The 16,716-nt window shown below is 40.5% G+C and carries 26 protein-coding genes; 4 read left to right on the plus strand and 22 right to left on the minus strand.

The genetic code is table 11. The features are described from left to right. Nucleotides 1-48 precede the first annotated feature (48 nt). The 19 genes from VQ048_RS01235 to VQ048_RS01325 all read right to left on the minus strand — a co-directional run bounded on the left by VQ048_RS01235 (nucleotide 49) and on the right by VQ048_RS01325 (nucleotide 9,362). A complete protein-coding gene (locus VQ048_RS01235) occupies nucleotides 49-528 on the minus strand; it encodes a hypothetical protein (protein WP_264314790.1) in 480 nt (159 codons plus the stop codon). A 169-nt stretch (nucleotides 529-697) separates the two neighbouring features. After that, nucleotides 698-910: a putative dsRNA-binding protein gene (locus tag VQ048_RS01240; RefSeq protein ID WP_327609857.1), complete on the minus strand. Its 213-nt coding sequence runs from the start codon at nucleotides 908-910 to the stop codon at nucleotides 698-700. 17 nt (nucleotides 911-927) lie between these two features. After that, nucleotides 928-1,215: a hypothetical protein gene (locus tag VQ048_RS01245; protein WP_327609858.1), complete on the minus strand. Its 288-nt coding sequence runs from the start codon at nucleotides 1,213-1,215 to the stop codon at nucleotides 928-930. 6 nt (nucleotides 1,216-1,221) lie between these two features. Beyond that, complete coding sequence (locus VQ048_RS01250) at nucleotides 1,222-1,659, minus strand: LvrA C-terminal domain-related protein (protein ID WP_327609859.1); 438 nt, start codon at nucleotides 1,657-1,659, stop codon at nucleotides 1,222-1,224. A 1-nt stretch (nucleotide 1,660) separates the two neighbouring features. Further along, complete coding sequence (locus VQ048_RS01255) at nucleotides 1,661-1,987, minus strand: hypothetical protein (protein WP_327609860.1); 327 nt, start codon at nucleotides 1,985-1,987, stop codon at nucleotides 1,661-1,663. Between the two features lies 1 nt (nucleotide 1,988). After that, complete coding sequence (locus VQ048_RS01260; RefSeq protein ID WP_327609861.1) at nucleotides 1,989-2,459, minus strand: hypothetical protein; 471 nt, start codon at nucleotides 2,457-2,459, stop codon at nucleotides 1,989-1,991. 8 nt (nucleotides 2,460-2,467) lie between these two features. Then, nucleotides 2,468-2,665: a hypothetical protein gene (locus VQ048_RS01265; RefSeq protein ID WP_064969409.1), complete on the minus strand. Its 198-nt coding sequence runs from the start codon at nucleotides 2,663-2,665 to the stop codon at nucleotides 2,468-2,470. Between the two features lies 1 nt (nucleotide 2,666). Then, nucleotides 2,667-2,846 carry a hypothetical protein gene (locus VQ048_RS01270; RefSeq protein WP_064969408.1) on the minus strand — a complete coding sequence of 60 codons (180 nt, stop codon included), beginning with the start codon at nucleotides 2,844-2,846 and terminating at the stop codon, nucleotides 2,667-2,669. 74 nt (nucleotides 2,847-2,920) lie between these two features. Continuing rightward, nucleotides 2,921-3,265 (minus strand): hypothetical protein, encoded by a 345-nt coding sequence (locus tag VQ048_RS01275; protein ID WP_327609862.1) that lies wholly within the window; start codon nucleotides 3,263-3,265, stop codon nucleotides 2,921-2,923. Beyond that, the gene (locus tag VQ048_RS01280) at nucleotides 3,240-3,956 is read right to left on the minus strand and encodes a DUF3164 family protein (protein ID WP_327609863.1); all 717 of its coding nucleotides are present in this window, start codon (nucleotides 3,954-3,956) and stop codon (nucleotides 3,240-3,242) included. The genes VQ048_RS01275 and VQ048_RS01280 overlap by 26 nt, the downstream gene beginning before the upstream one ends. Beyond that, nucleotides 3,953-4,138, minus strand: a complete 186-nt coding sequence (locus VQ048_RS01285; protein WP_327609864.1) for a hypothetical protein — start codon at nucleotides 4,136-4,138, stop codon at nucleotides 3,953-3,955. The genes VQ048_RS01280 and VQ048_RS01285 overlap by 4 nt, the downstream gene beginning before the upstream one ends. Then, the gene (locus tag VQ048_RS01290; protein ID WP_327609865.1) at nucleotides 4,123-4,254 is read right to left on the minus strand and encodes a hypothetical protein; all 132 of its coding nucleotides are present in this window, start codon (nucleotides 4,252-4,254) and stop codon (nucleotides 4,123-4,125) included. The genes VQ048_RS01285 and VQ048_RS01290 overlap by 16 nt, the downstream gene beginning before the upstream one ends. Further along, on the minus strand, nucleotides 4,241-4,549 hold the full coding sequence (locus tag VQ048_RS01295; RefSeq protein WP_327609866.1) for a hypothetical protein: 309 nt from the start codon (nucleotides 4,547-4,549) through the stop codon (nucleotides 4,241-4,243). The genes VQ048_RS01290 and VQ048_RS01295 overlap by 14 nt, the downstream gene beginning before the upstream one ends. Before the next feature lies 1 nt (nucleotide 4,550). Then, nucleotides 4,551-5,210, minus strand: a complete 660-nt coding sequence (locus VQ048_RS01300) for a P-loop NTPase family protein (protein WP_327609867.1) — start codon at nucleotides 5,208-5,210, stop codon at nucleotides 4,551-4,553. Next, on the minus strand, nucleotides 5,203-6,084 hold the full coding sequence (locus tag VQ048_RS01305; protein WP_327609868.1) for an AAA family ATPase: 882 nt from the start codon (nucleotides 6,082-6,084) through the stop codon (nucleotides 5,203-5,205). Before VQ048_RS01305 ends, VQ048_RS01300 begins: the two co-directional genes overlap by 8 nt. A gap of 10 nt (nucleotides 6,085-6,094) precedes the next feature. Further along, nucleotides 6,095-8,035, minus strand: coding sequence for a hypothetical protein (locus VQ048_RS01310; RefSeq protein WP_327609869.1), 1,941 nt, complete (start codon nucleotides 8,033-8,035; stop codon nucleotides 6,095-6,097). Between the two features lie 228 nt (nucleotides 8,036-8,263). After that, nucleotides 8,264-8,620: a hypothetical protein gene (locus tag VQ048_RS01315; protein WP_327609870.1), complete on the minus strand. Its 357-nt coding sequence runs from the start codon at nucleotides 8,618-8,620 to the stop codon at nucleotides 8,264-8,266. 194 nt (nucleotides 8,621-8,814) lie between these two features. Beyond that, nucleotides 8,815-9,147, minus strand: a complete 333-nt coding sequence (locus tag VQ048_RS01320) for a hypothetical protein (RefSeq protein ID WP_064970201.1) — start codon at nucleotides 9,145-9,147, stop codon at nucleotides 8,815-8,817. Nucleotides 9,148-9,158: 11 nt separating this feature from the next. Beyond that, nucleotides 9,159-9,362: a hypothetical protein gene (locus tag VQ048_RS01325; RefSeq protein ID WP_064970200.1), complete on the minus strand. Its 204-nt coding sequence runs from the start codon at nucleotides 9,360-9,362 to the stop codon at nucleotides 9,159-9,161. 101 nt (nucleotides 9,363-9,463) lie between these two features. On the opposite strand from VQ048_RS01325, the gene VQ048_RS01330 reads away from it, so the two are divergent. Next, a complete protein-coding gene (locus VQ048_RS01330; protein WP_064970199.1) occupies nucleotides 9,464-10,153 on the plus strand; it encodes a LexA family transcriptional regulator in 690 nt (229 codons plus the stop codon). A gap of 567 nt (nucleotides 10,154-10,720) precedes the next feature. Here the strand turns inward: VQ048_RS01330 and VQ048_RS01335 are convergent. The 3 genes from VQ048_RS01335 to pfkA all read right to left on the minus strand — a co-directional run bounded on the left by VQ048_RS01335 (nucleotide 10,721) and on the right by pfkA (nucleotide 13,094). Next, nucleotides 10,721-10,948 carry a hypothetical protein gene (locus tag VQ048_RS01335; RefSeq protein WP_327609871.1) on the minus strand — a complete coding sequence of 76 codons (228 nt, stop codon included), beginning with the start codon at nucleotides 10,946-10,948 and terminating at the stop codon, nucleotides 10,721-10,723. 120 nt (nucleotides 10,949-11,068) lie between these two features. Continuing rightward, nucleotides 11,069-12,073, minus strand: a complete 1,005-nt coding sequence (gap, locus tag VQ048_RS01340; RefSeq protein ID WP_327609872.1) for a type I glyceraldehyde-3-phosphate dehydrogenase — start codon at nucleotides 12,071-12,073, stop codon at nucleotides 11,069-11,071. A 34-nt stretch (nucleotides 12,074-12,107) separates the two neighbouring features. After that, complete coding sequence (gene pfkA, locus VQ048_RS01345) at nucleotides 12,108-13,094, minus strand: 6-phosphofructokinase (RefSeq protein WP_327609923.1); 987 nt, start codon at nucleotides 13,092-13,094, stop codon at nucleotides 12,108-12,110. A 107-nt stretch (nucleotides 13,095-13,201) separates the two neighbouring features. Here pfkA and VQ048_RS01350 point away from each other — a divergent pair, with 107 nt between their 5' ends. From VQ048_RS01350 to VQ048_RS01360, 3 genes are all read left to right on the plus strand, one after another. After that, nucleotides 13,202-13,555 (plus strand): hypothetical protein, encoded by a 354-nt coding sequence (locus tag VQ048_RS01350; RefSeq protein WP_327609873.1) that lies wholly within the window; start codon nucleotides 13,202-13,204, stop codon nucleotides 13,553-13,555. Nucleotides 13,556-13,644: 89 nt separating this feature from the next. After that, nucleotides 13,645-16,029, plus strand: coding sequence for a TonB-dependent receptor (locus tag VQ048_RS01355; protein WP_327609874.1), 2,385 nt, complete (start codon nucleotides 13,645-13,647; stop codon nucleotides 16,027-16,029). Nucleotides 16,030-16,056: 27 nt separating this feature from the next. Further along, a complete protein-coding gene (locus VQ048_RS01360; protein ID WP_327609875.1) occupies nucleotides 16,057-16,614 on the plus strand; it encodes a hypothetical protein in 558 nt (185 codons plus the stop codon). Nucleotides 16,615-16,716: the final 102 nt, after the last annotated feature.

A 16,716-nucleotide genomic window follows, 5' to 3' on the forward strand; every position in this document is an offset into this window, starting at 1 on the left:
ACTGCTGCACACTTTAATTTTCTATTAAGCCCCTGAAAAGGGGCTTTTTTAGTAAGATTCTGCTATCGAATAGCAGAAACCATTTTCATCTTCAACATCAACATCTCTTTTTAACACATTAGTGATGTACCACTCAGCATCTTCTTCTGATTCAAAACTCATATAATTTGATAAATCCATATTTTCTAAGGAATTAAGTTTTCCATCGGTATTGATGACACCCACAACGTTTCCATTTCTCCAGCCTTCTATATAAAAGAAAGAATCCGCTTCTCTAATCCATTCTTCTAATTTGCTTTCTAATTTGTACTGAATTAACTCGTATAGAGCTAATTCTCTCTCTTTTAAGTCTTCAATTTCTCTGATTTCATCAAGGTCAGACATACTAGTTGTAATTTCTGAAAAACTCTTTTTTTCTTCATTATAAAGGAGTTCTATCTTTATTTGATAGCAACCGTGATTTTTGAATTTAGCGATTGCTGATTCTAAAATTACCTCTCTGCCTGAAATTTCTACTGTGTTGTTCATAACTTTAATTTTTAATTGTTGTTACCTTTAATTTTCTTATGCGAATATAGGTATATGCCTTATATTATCCAAATTTTTTTTCATTTTTTTTATGCAAATACCTTATTTTTTGACTTAAAAAACTGGTAATCAATACAAAAAAAACACCCGCAATTTTGCGGGTGTTTTTTTATATTTCCAAGAGGGCTTTTTTAGCAGCTTTTTGTTTTGCTACCTTTTGGTTTTCTGCGGAGGCTGTATATACCCTCCCGTCGGGGAGTTCTATCTCCACTGTAATGGTCGGGCAATGATCCGGCCCTCTTTTCGATACAACTCGAGTTTCGATGTTTTCTCTGAAAATTTTTTGGCATTTTTCTGCCAATTTCACAATTGGATTTGTCATAATAATTTAATATTTAGTTAATAAAATTCTTTTAAATGCTTTTTAAACTCTTTTTCAAAGACTTTTAAATATAAATTGTCTTTGCTTTGCTTTTCGCCCTTTTTGGTAGCGGTTAAGGTTTGCTCCTCAAAGGGTGGTTCATCTATTAAAAAGCCTTGCTCCGCAGGCTCTCTGTAGATATAAGGCTTAATTTCATAGCCTCGTTTTTCTAAAAAATCTATTATTTTTGTTTGTGGTACATTTATAGAAATTCCTATTTCCACAAACCATGGATCTGTATATGAACGCTTATATATTTTTACCATAACTATTTATATTTTATCCGCCAACCAGTATTTTTGGTTGAGGAAGGTTGAAGGATACGGCATTGCCGTTTTATCCATTTGCTTTGTTGTCTTAAATTTTGGAATATAAAGCAACACTTCTATTTTCTCTGCATCGGACAATGCATTCCACGCTTTTTGGGTGGTAGCTATTTTGCCCTTTTTGTAGCCGTAGAGGTTCCAGAAAAACTCAAAACTCAAATCTGTAGGCATTGGCATATAGTCGAAATCTAACTTTTTATTAGAGCATAAAAACAACATTTGAGATTCTGTAAATGGCATTCTTGTACTTTGTAATACCCATTTCACTTGTTCCTCTGTGTATTTTTCGCCGTACAGTTTTAGTTCTTCTAAAACACCTAAAAAGCTGTACTTGAAATAAATTTTTCGGGAGCTTTTCTTGTGTAAAGCGATATATTCTCTCATATTATTGAATTATTGAGGGGTGGATTTGATTTTTTAAAATTTCCAACTTGTTATTTTCATAGGCTCCCAGTTGGGTACTCTCCTGTATATATTTTATCCACAAATAAAGGCACTCAACGGTGTGGTATCTCATTGTTATTTTAGATGCTTTTTTTGTGTCATTGGCGAAAGAAGAAATACCTTTTTTGAACAGAATATCTCGAAGTTCTATCATTATAGATTGTCCCGTTTTACTTTTCGGCAGAGATTTAGCCAACAAACCATAATCTCCCATTAGTTTATTGAGTAGTAGGAGCGTTTCCTGATCTATTTTTATTTGGATTTTCATCTTAATTCAAATTTTTAAGTTTGTTAGCCTTATGCCAATAAGCCTTATTGCCAAATTTTTTGGAGGCTTTTCGGTTGTTTTCTGCCAACTTGTGAAGCTGGCGGAGAAGCACCTCCAGCTCCTCGGCTGAATGAAAAGCCAAAGGTTTTTTGTAAACACTCCGTTCCAACATCCAGCGGTTCAGATGCCCGAAAGGATTGGGCTTTGCTCCTTTTTCTGTAAACTCTAAAATAGGCTCGTTGGGGCGGTGTATGCCCTCTGTTTCCAAAATGGAGAGGCAGGTGCTTATCAGCTTGGTTTTACTCTTTTTGATACCCTCTAAGGCATTGCAGAGGTCTTCTATTTCCTGCGGAGATAGCTCTTTACTGCTTTGGGTTCGTCCGCCTGTAAAGGTGTAGATGACCTCGTGTCTTTCATCTATCGTGAAGCCCTTTTTAGAGAAGAGAGTTTGGAGTTTCTTTATTGTTGCCATAGTATTTTTTATTGGTTCAAATAATAATTCCAATCTATGAAGGCGGCTAATCCAAAAATAATTGCCACTATCGTGTTTAAAATTTCTAAAAATTCCTCTTGTTCAATATTTATATCCATTCTATAACAGCGGTCTAATTTTTCTCTATTAGCCATTGCTCTGAAAATAAACACGGTGGATATTATTCCAAGTAAAATGTTTAGCATATTATAACCTATTTTTTAGCTCTTCTAAATTTTCCTTTAAGCTTTTTATATGCAAAAACATAGAGGCTTTGTTTCCTTTCGTCATTCTCATAGTCAGTCTGTGCTCCAAAATTTCTAATTTTTGGCTTATAACATCAATCTTCATGATGTTGATAGCTTTTTTTGTTATTTTTTTCGCCATACTTTCTTTTTTGTTCCGCTCGGGGGCTTGAACCCCGAAGCCTGCCAGTGCGGAAGGTGAAGTGTCTATTAAGGCTAAACCTCTATTTCTCTATACCAACACTCGTAACACTCGTTTGTCCCGTCTTCATAATAAACCATGAGGATAGGTTTCGCCCAATCAGAAATCCTATAAGCATCATAACTAAAGAAGGTTTTTCCGTCAAATATCACGGTATTGTTTTCTCTGAAATCGCCGTCTAATCCGAGTTTAGCCATTTTTATTTCTCTCCCATTATCTATTAGGTGTACGATTATTTTGGTAGCTTTCGCCTCGTCCACCTCCATGAAAAAACCTACACTTTGTTTTGTACAATTAAAACCGTCTAAAAAGGATATACTTTTAGGCGTGTAATTATTTTTTATCGGTTGATATCTCATGTTTATTTGTTTTTTGGTTATAGTCCTCATGTACTGGAAACAATGCCTCTATATCCGTCCCCTCGGGGAAGTCCACCGCCGATATGGACAGCGGAATATTAACCTTTTTACCTTGGGCATCGGTATAGCTGGCGTCAATAAAGAACGCCGAGCGTTGCGGCTTGTAGGATTGTCTGATGATGTTTACGGCATCAGTAAAAGTGGGGTTGTTAATCTCCTCTGCCCACTTCGTTAATTCTATTACGCGGCTTGCTTTTAGGTTGCCTTTTGCATCTTTTTTAAGGAGGCGGTTAATTCCTTGTACTAATTTTGAAGAATCTTCATCTTTTGCTAAAGATTGCAGAAACTCCCTTACTTTTTCTATTCCGGCGGTAACAGTATCGTCCCAACCGTCAATTATCCTGAAGCCATAAGTAATGGTGTTCCCCTTATCGTCGGTAAATGTGTGCGACTGCTGTGTGTCTTTCACACCATAGACCTTAGATTTGAGGTCTAATAGGGTGTTTAGGCTTTCAAACACATATAGTTTCGATTCACTAAGATGCATTTCTACTACTTTCAAAGGTTCAATTATTTGTGTTAGTTCATTGTTTACTAACTCTTTGTAAGCCTTTCTGTCTTCCGCTTTTTCTTGGTTTCTGCGGTCTAGCTCCGCTTGGAGTTCCTCCGCTGGCAGTTTTGATAGGTTCATATCGTATTATTTTTTATGATTAATTCTTTTAATTGTTTTTCGCGAAACAGGAGTTCTTCGTGGATTTTTACCCACTCCTCCTCGTAGCTTTCATCTTCAATCCTTCGTTTAAGTTCGGCGATGATTTCGTTGAGTTCCTCCTCCGTTGGAGGAAAAAACACATTTCCTATACTTTCTTGCATTGCTGTTGTTTTTTTCGTTGGTTTTCTAACTCTTTGGCTTTTTTCAAGGCTTCTTTAGCGGCTTTTTTCCGATCGTAAGCCCTGAATTCAAACTGATAGTTGTTAAATGTCTTCATTTTCTAATGGGTTGGGATTTTTTTTAACATACTGAGAAATAGGCATGTATCGGAGTTTCACAGGACACTCCACATAAAGAAGAACCTCGTCTTTCATGTATTTCATTTCCGGCGCCTCCCAGCGGTTGATCCGGATGAATTCGGATATTTTATTTATTCGAGCCGTTGGCTCGACTTCCATTCCGCGGCCCGATATGTAGCCATGAAGTATCAACCTGTCTCCCCATGTCAGTACTCCGTACAGCGTGTCAAAGGCGAGTATTTCGTGTGCAATTTGTGCGGTTTCGTTTTTCATGTCATCCTTTTTTTAATAGTTTTATTTCGCGTTTTTCTGCTTGTTGTTGGTTAATGATATAGGGCGTCAACTCATCGCCACCGCATCGGCTTTTTTCTACATACGCCTTAAAATCCTCTACCTTTATTACCGCTTGTGAATCCCACATAATGGCATCGGCAACGGCTCCTTTTGGCATTCCTTTACTCATTTGTGAAATGAAAACAAAAAGTGTAGTCGGAAACTTTTCTACTAGGTTGAAATAGTCCCTGTCCTTTTTACCACGAAAGCAGTACTGCACGCTATCCACAAACACTATCTTAGGCTGTCGCTTTCGGTCTAATCGTTTTACCAAATCGTCATATCGCTCACTTTGAAAAACATATTTACTGCTCACCATTTTTAGGTTATTTAGACGCAGAGAGCGTCTAAAACTTGCCCTCATGCCTTCTTCAACGGTGTTGTAAAATACTTTTCCAAAGCCACATAAATACTTCATAAATTGCAGTGCATAGGAAGTCTTTCCGTGTCCCGAAGCTCCGTATATCAAAATACTACTTGCACGCTCGGGAGTTCCTAAATGCCGTAACCATTCGCCTGTAAACTCTAACTCATTGAATTTTGCATTCTCAATATCGTTGTGAGTATAATATCTTGGTATTTCTAATTCACTCTTAGCCATTGCTTAATAATCTTTGTTTTTCAATTTCAATTCTGACTTTTCTCAAACTGCCCTTTGTTTTGGCGTACATTTGTTTGGGGGTAAGGCTTGATTGATTAGCTTGGGATACCTGTGCAATTTGTTTTAGGTAAAAATCTTCCAATGCTTCTTTACCCTCTGGACTTACCTTTTTAAAATCGTTTCCATAGCGGTCGAATATCTCGGTATAACCCACTTTGTTAAGGTTCTTTTGGCGATTGATTTTCTCTCGCAATCCATCAGCTCCCATCATATACCAACCGCAAGCATATTCGGTGGCATTCCATAGAGCTTTTAGTTCTAAAAATGCGGTGTAATCTAAGTCTCCTGCTTCGTCTAAAATTATAATAGGACAGTCTAGCTGTTTAAGATAAAATACCAAATCCTCATACACATCTGCATAACGCCCTGTGTGGGTTATCCCAAATTCTTGGGCGATTTTTCTAATCAATTTTTGCCTAGATTTTACCTGCGAACAATCAATATAGACCGCATTTCGGTTCTCTTTTACATATTGTTTTGCCGTGTGTGTTTTTCCAATGCCTGCAATATCACAAAGAATGGCGGAGATACTTCTTGTTTGGCAAGCCTTTAATTGGCTATACACATACTCATAGGTTTCCGTCTTTACCGTTACCCAAGGAATATCCTCTTTTAATTGCACCCCCAATCTCCTAGCAATGTTTATCCACTTGGCATCCGCCAGCGAATAATCCAAGTCTCCGCCCGTGAAGATTTTAGAATATTGGCTGGAACTTACTCCTAAAGATTGAGCGTGTTTTTCTGCATTCTTGTAATTATGAAGATTCATAATTACTGCTTCTGCAATCCGTTGTTTAAATTCTTTGGTTATCATAAATTATTTTTTACAAATCGTTAATAGCTCTGCTTCTTTGGTCTTGATGATTTTCTATATGGACATATTCTTCTTTCTCTTTCGTTTCCACCACTTCGCACTCTACATCTATAAAACTATTGGTGCTTTGCATTGTTCCTAATTTGCTGAGCTTTTTGGCTCTTATTTCTTTTTCAAAAGCATCAAACTTGCGGATATAATCCATTGCTTGTTTGTACTTTTCGGCGTCTGTATCTGTCCACTCTGCGTTTGAACGGTTGAAGGTTGGTACAGGTTCACACTTACAGATATATTCGCCATTTTGGTAGAGGTAAACTTCTGTTACTTCTCCTTCCACAGGCATATAGTAAGCATCTACCTTGTAATTGTTTGGTGCCAGCATAGTAATCACTTGCGGATTTGGTAATTGGTACTTGCCGTACTGCACCTTTACATACTGATTTCTTAGAATGCTTGTTTCCGTATGTTCGCCAATGAACTGAGACAAGAGTGCTTTGTTGAGCTTTGGCAGGTTTGGATTCACATTTTCCAAAAACACCTCTAAGCGAGTTTTCCCAGGGAAACGCTCTTGGTCGTGGTGTAGCTCATTATTAAATAGGCGTTGCTCTTCCAGTTCCCACGCCACTATTTGCTCGTAATTAGCTTTGGCAAACTTGTAGTTGTCGTTTTGCTCGTCAAATATCTTTTGCCTTGTTACTCGGTTACTTTCCAGCCTTGCATAGTGGCGACCAACATTCTGGTGTCTATCTTTTTCGGTTCCATATTTCTTGGCTCTAATGCGGTTTTCTGCATACTTCTCTTGCGAGTTAGTAGGATTACACCAACGAACGAAAGGAAATACATTACCCGCCTTCATTAGTCCCTCCGAAAAATCGCTTACCAAGTGTTTTTCTACCTCCATTTGCATCGGAATACCTAAGCCGTGAGAGGCAGTAAACTGAAACATATTGCGGAGACAGTCCAAAAATAACTCGTGGTTTTTGCTCTTGCTGTGGGCAATCCCTATCATCGCACCGCTCAAATCGTCAAAGGCATAGTAGGCCATCACTTTAGAGCCATCGAGCAACTTATGGTGCATAATATCACGGTCATCAAGTGATATTTTACTCATCGAGAACATTGGTGCGTGGCGGTGTACATGCGGACGCACTTTGTGGCTATAATCATAGTCGCCATTTCTGAACTTCGCTATAATGATTTGGTTTTCGGGCTTATTGATATAGTTATTGATAGTGCTTTCGGATATTTCTACCATTTTACCTTTTTCATCAAAAAAGTTTTCACGCTCGTAAAGCTCACCTGTTTGCAGGTCGTACACTTCCAAAGCTCCACCCATAAACTGCAAATACATATCGTGAGTGCTTTTCATATAAGGCTTATTAGGCAAACAATACAGGCTAATGATGAGCATTTCTATATCCTCATTTACCTTTCTTGCATTGTCTGAGCCTTCGCCCTTATGGATGAATGCCATATATCTATCCTTTAAATATTCGTTGTATTTTCTTTGCAGACTTCTTGGATTGCTCGGTAGATTGTAAAGCCATTTATCTGTGTTAATTGCATTAACCGCATCGCTGATGTTTTGCCATATTTGGGTTTTCTTCTTGCCGAATATTTTATTGCTTTTTACACGGTCTTTCATTATGGTTTCAATGGCATTTAAAATCATCGCATTGGTTGCCTTCTCGCGTTGCTTATCGAAAGTAAGTGGTTTGCCGTTTGGCTTTCTGTGTTGTGCATAAAAGTCAATCGCCTTTGGGTCTGGAACAATTTCGCCCTCTAGCAAATTTTTTACTAAAACATCTTCGGGTTTTCCGAGCGTACGCAAACAAAACTCTTTAATATCCACTCCTTTTACTACAGGCAAATCGTGAAACGACACCCACGCTTGATTTCCAAGTCCTTTACCTTCATTGGTGCGAACCAACTTACCTCTGCGACAAAGCATCTTATAGTAATCATAACTAATCAATGCCCAGTCTTCGTAGAGAAGTTTTGCAGGTATGGATAATATGTTTTTTTGATAGTCGTACACTTATTTTTAGGTTTATAAGTTGCTCCCGAGGCGGTTTCGCTCCGCTTAACCAATCGCATTGGCTCGGGATAAATCACTATATTTGTGGTGTCTAATCAAAAATTATAGTGATGGTGCCTTTGTATATAATTAATGTTGATATTATTGCTCCCAAGTACATAAACTCTGAGGAGGAACTTCGCGATGTAATTGAGTCACATCTAATCTACCTTCGTTCGTTTGCGGTAGGATACGGTCGGTCAGAATGCAGCGTAGTCTATTATCCTCCAACTTTTCAACATAATAAACCTGAATCTGAACTCTGGTCGCTCCGCTTGGTCTCTTCCCTCTGTTTGGGGAAGAAGAAAATTGAGCAATTGTGGTTAGTGTACCAAGGTCTTTTAAGGCTTCTGGAGTACGAGTTGCCAGACTTTCACATATCTTGCGAGATGTCTCAATGGAAATTTTCCGAGAAGTGATGTTTTTATTCAACATTTTGTTAAGATTTGTACCTTTCATAATTATTATTTTTAAGTATCCGTTTTATAAAGAGTTGAAAGACTTTAATATTTCCGCTCGGGTTGCCCTGCGAGTAATCGTTTTTAGTGGCTTACCAAATAGAAGGTATTTTTCCTGCTTTGTAGATTTTGAAAGGTCTTCGTAATTGCGAATAACTTTCGTGCGTGTGCAAAAAATGCGGTGGATAGGGTTTTTCATTGATTTGGTATTTTTCTTAATTCTAAATCTGCTAAGGCTAGTGTATCCGTTTCTAGTAGTAGGTATTCTTCTTTCTCTTTTTTAAAGGTTTTAAATGAGTCTAAAAACATTTTGAGAGAAATCTCCTCAAAATCTCCTTCTTCTACTATATCTTCTATATATGGAGTGGATAGGTCTACTTCCATTTCATCAAAATCAAAACTTATAGCCTCTAGAAAAGAGCGTTCATAACATTCCACGCGACCTGTTACATAATAAAAGCTATCGCCGTCCCTGTAGCATTTACCTATTTCTAAGTCTCCTTTTTTTGTAATTTTTTGTGATTTCATAATTTTTTGGTTTATATCTTAGCTAATGTTTTATTAATTTCTACTTCGGCTTTTCTGTAATCCTCGCATATTTTGATGGAGGTTTCGCTGGTGCGGTCGCCGCGCAGGCTGGCGTAGATGAAGTGTGGCGAAGTGCCGTATTTCTTCCTTAATTTTCGGATAATATCTTTATTGTAGATATTATAGTGCTTTGTTTTTTTCGTACTTTTGTCCATTGTTCAAATTGTTTACAATTGTTTTACAGGGCAAATATAAATACATTTTGTACTTAATAACAAATATTTGAGTACATTTTTTACATAAAATAGTTTAAAAAATGGATAAATCATTGATTTTAAATAAAATAAAAGAGTATAAAAAATTTTCCTCTGATGCTGAATTCGCTCGTTTTTTAGGCATACCTGCTCAAAATATATCAAAATGGAGGGCAAGAAACACATATGATATAGAGTTATTATATACAAAATGCACCGAATTGAATCCAGAATGGCTATTGACAGGTAAGGGAGAGATGCTAAAAAGTAAACAAGGTGGCGAAGTAGAAAAATCTAAAAATTTAATCCCTTTCTATGACGATGTAGCAACCATTGGAGGAACAGATTTGGTCGCAGATACCTACAACGCAGTATCCGTGGCCACAGACTATATAGACGCAGGAGATTGGTTCCCGAGTGCCACAGCTGCTATTAGACACTACGGCACCAGTATGGTGGAATATCCTAACGGCTGCATACTAGCCTTAAAGCGTATCTACGACACTAATAGCATTGTTTGGGGTAGAAATTATGTTATAGAAACAGACGAAATAAGAGTAACCAAGCGAATGCAAACCTGTAAAATGGATGATGAGTGCATTATGGCGTACAGCACCAATACAGAAACTTATCCCGACGGACAGCTAGTCCACGAGCCATTTAAAATAAGAAAAGAAAATATCAGAAGAATTTTCTTAGTCTTGGGTAGGGTGGTAAAAGAGTACAGCTCTGACCCTGTATTTGTAGGGTAGTACGGTAAAGCTGTAAGAAACAATAGCGAAAATAGGTATAAAAGATAGGTTTTTCGTTTTAAATAACTGATAAACAATATTTTACATTTATTTAAACTTGCATTAAAAGTGTTAAACACCCACATTATAACTAAAAAAAAGGCGTTAAGTTGCAGTAAAAATGTATAAACACCCTCTTATAAAGTTAAAAAAAAACAATATTTTTGTCTCCCTAAGTATCTCCCTAAATGTCTCCCTAACATAAAAAATACATCTTTTGCGGGGTATAGTGCCCTCTTCTGTTAATGCCATCTAAAAGGATCATCGTTTACTCATTATAGGGCGTAAAAAAAGCCCCAAAAGGGGCGTTTTTGCGGTATTTTGGGGGTTTTTCAGGTAATCCTTATATTAATCTTAAAATGTTTCATTTTAATGCATTTTTCAGGGCCTCAAAAACTCAATTAAAACTCAATTATCTTCAATTAAGTGTATATTTCGTTTAGTTTGCTTTTCAGGGGCTTTTTTCGCCTTAACGCCTTTATTTTTGGGCTTTTTCGGGCTTTTTTATTCTATTCTAATTTGTATATTTTATTTTAAGGGGGATATTTTTATTGAGAGGATTCCATTGAATTTTTTTTCGCTAATCAATGCGTCCAGTTGATTTTTCAGAAGGTTTTTTTGAAAGGCCGTGATTGCAGAATCTACTGCCGCATTACGTTCTACTTTTTTATCGTCTTTGGTTTCGGTTTGGCAGGAAAGGATTCCCGAACAAGAAAGAAATACGATTAGCAAAGCAAGGAGAAAACGACTGTTCATTGGTTTGAAATTTGGGCAAAAATAAGGATTAAACTTTTTTATGGATTTGAAGCGCGGGCTTAAATAAAAAAAACTTCCGAATTTTTTCGGAAGTTTTTTAGGGTTAAAAACCGATTGGGGTTACAAAGAAGCAGAGTAAACCAAAAGATCGGTTAGTTTGTTGGAATAACCGGTTTCGTTATCGTACCAAGATACTACTTTCACGAAAGTTGGCGAAAGCATGATACCGGCATCTTTGTCGAAGATGGAAGTTCGCTTGTCTCCGATGAAGTCCTGAGAAACAACCGCGTCTTCGGTGTACCCTAGGATGCCTTTCAATTCGCCTTCGGAAGCGGCTTTCATTGCTTTGGCAATTTCTTCGTAAGAGGTTTCTTTTTCCAATCTTGCGGTAAGGTCTACTACAGAAACATCGGCAGTTGGCACCCGGAAGGACATCCCCGTAAGTTTTCCGTTAAGGGAAGGGATTACTTTTCCTACGGCTTTTGCTGCACCAGTGGATGAAGGGATGATGTTCAGAAGCGCTGAACGACCGCCTCTCCAGTCTTTCATGGACGGACCGTCCACGGTTCTTTGGGTTGCGGTGGTTGCGTGAACGGTGGTCATAAGACCTTCAACGATACCGAAGTTGTCGTGAAGCACTTTAGCCAAAGGCGCAAGACAGTTGGTGGTGCAAGAAGCGTTGGAGAAAATAGCGGTATCGGCCGCAAGATCTTTGTGGTTTACGCCCATAACGTACATTGGGGTGTCGTCTTTGGAAGGAGCGGAAAGAACCACTTTTTTAGCTCCGGCATTCAGGTGGGCTTGTGCGGTTTCTTTGGTAAGGAAAAGCCCTGTGGATTCCACGATGTATTCTGCGCCAACTTCGTTCCATTTTAGGTTGTTAGGGTCTTTTTCGGAAGTAACTCTTATTTTTTTACCGTTTACGATAAGGTCGTTACCTTCAACTTGGATTTCTCCGTTAAATCTTCCGTGTACGGAATCGTACTTCATCATGTACGCCATGTATTCTGCGTTGATAAGGTCGTTGATCCCCACGATCTCGATGTTGTCTCTCTCGAGCATCGCGTTGAATACTAAACCTCCGATTCTTCCGAACCCGTTGATACCTACTTTGATTGTTGACATAATGTTTAAAATTTAATTGTTTTTTCTATATTTCTTAAAGGGCCAAGATTTCCGAAATTTGGAGAAGATCTTGGTTGATTTCGTTGTGTTTTTTAATGGCGTCCTCGATTGGGGTGTAGACCAATTGGTTGGATCTTATACCGGCCATTACATTGGTTAAGCCTTTCATTAGTCCAATTACGGCGCCATAGCCCAAACGGGAAGCTAATACGCGGTCGGCGCAGCTTGGGGATCCTCCTCTTTGGATGTGCCCCAAAACGGTAATTCTTATATCGTAGCTGGGGAATTCTTTTTTAGTGCTTTGGGCCAAATCGTAGATGTTGCCTAGTTTTTCGCCTTCGGCTACGACAACAATACTGGAATTTTTACCTCTTTTTTGAGCTTTTTTGAAAGTGTCGAACATTTCTTCCAAGCTGTCGTGCTGCTCGGGGATGAGGATGTCCACGGCTCCGGTGGCAATTCCGGAATTGAGGGCGATGAATCCCGCGTCGCGTCCCATTACTTCCACAAAGAATACGCGGCTGTGCGAGGTAGCGGTGTCGCGTATTTTGTCGATGGCTTCCATGGCGGTATTCAGTGCGGTGTCGTACCCGATGGTAAAGTCGGTTCCGAAAATATCATTGTCAATGGTTCCTGGGACGCCGATGACTTTTACGCCGTGTTCTTCGCTGAAAATTTGAGCTCCGGTAAAGGTTCCGTCTCCACCGATGCATACTAAGGCATCAACGCCTTGGGCCTGACAATTTTCAAAGGCTTTTTTTCTTCCTTCGGGTGTGCGGAAGGCTTCCGATCGTGCCGATTTTAGAATTGTTCCTCCCAGATTGATGATATTGCTTACCGATCGTGGCCCCATTTTGGTAAAATGACCTTCGATCAATCCGTTATACCCTTCCCTTATGCCTACAACTTCGAGTCCGTGGTAGATGCAGGTTCTCACAACGGCACGTATTGCCGCGTTCATTCCGGGGGCGTCGCCTCCCGACGTCAAAACGCCAATCTTCTTTACTCTTGAATTCACCATCATAGTTTTGTGTATATCTAATGTGAGTAGCAAATTTACAAAAAATCGGGTAAGTTTTTTACTGATTTATGGCATATCGTTTTTTAAAAAATCATTAAATTTGTCGGATGTTCAGAAATCGAATCATAAAACAAGGGGTGGCTTCGCTTATGGCGGTGCTTTACGCTTTTGTGGTTTTGGTTTCTGTTCAGACTCACCAGCACTCTCATTTGGGCGAGGGCGCATTGGGTTTTGGTAAAGCGGGCGATAACCCGGCGGTTTTCCTCAAGGGAGGCGAGGCAAAGGATTGTATTGCCTGCCATTTTATGACCAAAACCAAGTGGATGCAGCCTTTGGTTTTCGAGTTCGATTTTGCTGAAACAAAATGGTTGGGATCGGAATTTTACGAGGACGTTTGCCGATGGGAGACTTCCGACTTCTATACCCAGCCTCTTCGTGGGCCTCCCGTGGATTTGATATAGTTTGTCTTTTTTGCTTTTCTTTTCGGGTTACGAGCTTGGGAAGAGGAAGCTTTTGGTATTACACTATTACAATCCATTTTAATCTAAAAATGAAATTACTTTTTCAGCTTGTGCTTTTGTTGGCGGCGGTTTTGGTGTCTGCTCAACAACGGTTCAGCATTTACGGGACGGTTACGGATTTTCATAACCGGGCTCCGTTGGCAGGTGCCAAAATTACCGTTGGCGGTAAAGTGGCGTATTCGGACCGTCAGGGGCGTTTTCGTATCAATCAGTTGGAGGCGGGCGATTATGTTTTAGCGGCCGAACACCACGATTGTGAAAATTATAGCTTGGCGTTCCGTTTGGAGAGCGATAGACAGATGGTTGTTCCTATGGAGCATCATGCCGAAGTTCTTGAGGCGGTTCAGGTTTCCGGATTCAAATCGGAGGGGCGCACGGCGATGGTCGCTGCGGTCGGTCGGGAAGTCATAGGCAGTAAGTCTTCCGAAAATTTGGGGAACCTGCTTTCGGGGCTCTCGGGAGTTTCGGCTTTGAAAACGGGAAATAATATCGTGAAACCCGTGATTCATGGGCTTTACGGTAGTCGGATAGCGGTCATTAATGGTGGCGTCCGCATGGCGGAGCAGGAATGGGGAGTGGAACACGCTCCGAGTGTAGAAACAACGGCATTCCAAAAAATTAATGTGATTAAGGGAGCCGGTGTTTTGAAGTATGGAGGAGATGCTTCGGGTGGAGTTGTGGTTTTACAGCCGCTTCAGGTGCCTGCCAAAGACAGTCTTTTTGGTGAGGTGTCGCTTTCGGGCATCAGTAACGGGCGCGGAGGCAAACTGACGGCTAATTTAATCCGCTCTTGGGCTAACCGTTGGTTTGTGCGCACGGGAGGAACCTCTAAAAAATTGGGCGACCTTTCGCTTCCGACAACCACGCTTCAGAATACGGGAGCTCAGGAGCAATCTTATCATTTGGCTTTTGGGCAACGTCGTTTTGAACAAGGTTTTGAGGTAAGCTACAGCGGAATTTATCAGGATTTTGGCATTTTCAGAGGGTCGCATTTGGGTGGCCCGGATGATTTTTACAAAGTCCTTTCGGCTGGAGGCGCTTACGATTATTATGGAGGTTTTTCCTATCGGGTGGGCCATCCTCGGCAGGAGGTGAGTCATCATTTGGCAAAGTTGGAAGCCTATAAACGGTTTTTGACTTTGGGGAAACTAACGTTTCAGTATGACTTCCAGTCTAATGCTCGGAAAGAATACGATATTCGTCGGGGGACGCTTAGCGGAGTGCCCTCCATGGATTTGCGTTTGGTGACTCATCATTTGAAATTGGAACATTTGCTGGAACGAGAGCGTTGGCAGTTGGAAAGCGGAGTGTATGGCAGCTTACAGGATAATTACCCTAATCCTGCCACACAGGCGAAGCGCATCATTCCCGATTATTACCGCTATGATTTTGGTTTTTTCTCCGTTTGGCAGCATTCGTTGGGAGCGCGCTGGCGGATGGAATCGGGGGTGAGGTATGATTTCAGCCGTTATGATGCTTATAAGTATTATAACCGTAGCGATTGGGATCAGCGATTTGCATCGTTGTATTCTTCGTTTGAGGTGGCGTCCAGTGGCAGTCGGGTGCTGGCTCGTCCTGTGTTGGATTTTCACAATTTCTCGGCTAATGTCGGGCTGGGGTATTCTTCGGGACGGGTTTGGACGGTGAAGTTCAATTTGTCTCGCAGCGGAAGGGTGCCTAATGCGGCGGAACTTTTTGCGGACGGCTTGCATCATTCGGCGGCGATTGTCGAAATCGGGAGTTTGAAAATCAAAAACGAGGAAATATACCAAGCTAATGCTTCCGTAAAGGGGCAATGGGAGGTATTGGGCGGTTTGTCTGTAGAGCTTAGTCCTTACCTGATGCTTTCGGATAATTTCATTAATCAGGTGCCTACGGGGATTCAGAATTCCAATAGAGGGGTGTTTATGATTTGGGATTACCGTCAGACCAAGGCGCGACTTTACGGTTTGGATGCGGATTTTCGATGGGTGTTGCGTCCGGGATTGGTGTGGACGGGGCAGTTTAGCGGACTTCGCGGAGAGGATGTTTCCTTGGGCGAGCCGTTGATTATGATGATGCCTTCCAATCTCAGAAACGCTTTGGAATGGAAACCGCAGAGGCTTCGGTCTTGGTTTTTCCGTTTGGAAAACGAGAGTGTTTTCAGACAGGGACGCTATCCTGTTTATAACGTTTCGCTCTCCCGAATTGAGCAGGGCCAGTTGGTTAACCGTGTGTTGGATGTGAGTACGCCGCCTGCGGGGTATGTTCTGTTTCATGCGTCGCTTGGGGCGGAGCTGTTTCGAGGGTTTTCTTTTCAGTTTAGGGTGAGTAATATTTTTAATACCGAATACCGCGATTACCTCAATCGGATGAGGTATTTCGCTCCGGAGTTGGGGCGCAATAGCGTTCTTACACTCAAATATACGTTTTAACTTTTTAACCTTTAATTTTTGATTACAATGAAAAACTTAATTAAAATTTTTACGCTTTTTTCTTTTTCTCTTTTGATTTTGTCTTGCCATAATACGGCGGAAGTTCCTGAGGATGTGCATGACCATGAGGAAATTGAAAAAATGACGCTTACCGTTTCGTTGCAGGGAAGCTCGGAGGTTCAGACCATTAGTTATGTTGGTGGTGTGGCGGATCGGGATTTGGTTTTGGAAAGCGGTAAGGTTTATGATGTTTCGGTGGATTTTTACCATCGTCATGATGACCATTACCACAGCATGCTGGATGAAATCATAGCAGAAAAGGATGAACATTTTGTAACCTTTGAAGTGGCTGGATTTACGGCTCAGGTCGTTAGGGCCGAGGATGATGTGGTAAGGACGGATGGGCATCGTTTGGGGCTTAGAACCCGTTGGACGATAACTTCGGCGCCGTCCAATGCCCGGGTGGATGTGAAGCTGTATCACGGGCCCACTTCGGTTGACCAAAATTACCCTTCTCAGGGGAATCAGTTGGGACGTGTAACGGGAGGTGAAGCGGATGTGGATGCCAAAATCACGGTAAAATAGAAGGCTTCTGTTTGAAGCGTAACCGGGTGGATTTTCTGCCCGGTTTTTTTGTTTGAATTACTTTGGGGGATATAAAAGATGTTTTAATAAAATTTCCTATTT

This window comes from Bergeyella anatis (assembly GCF_036016955.1).
Lineage (GTDB): Bacteria > Bacteroidota > Bacteroidia > Flavobacteriales > Weeksellaceae > JAYWXI01.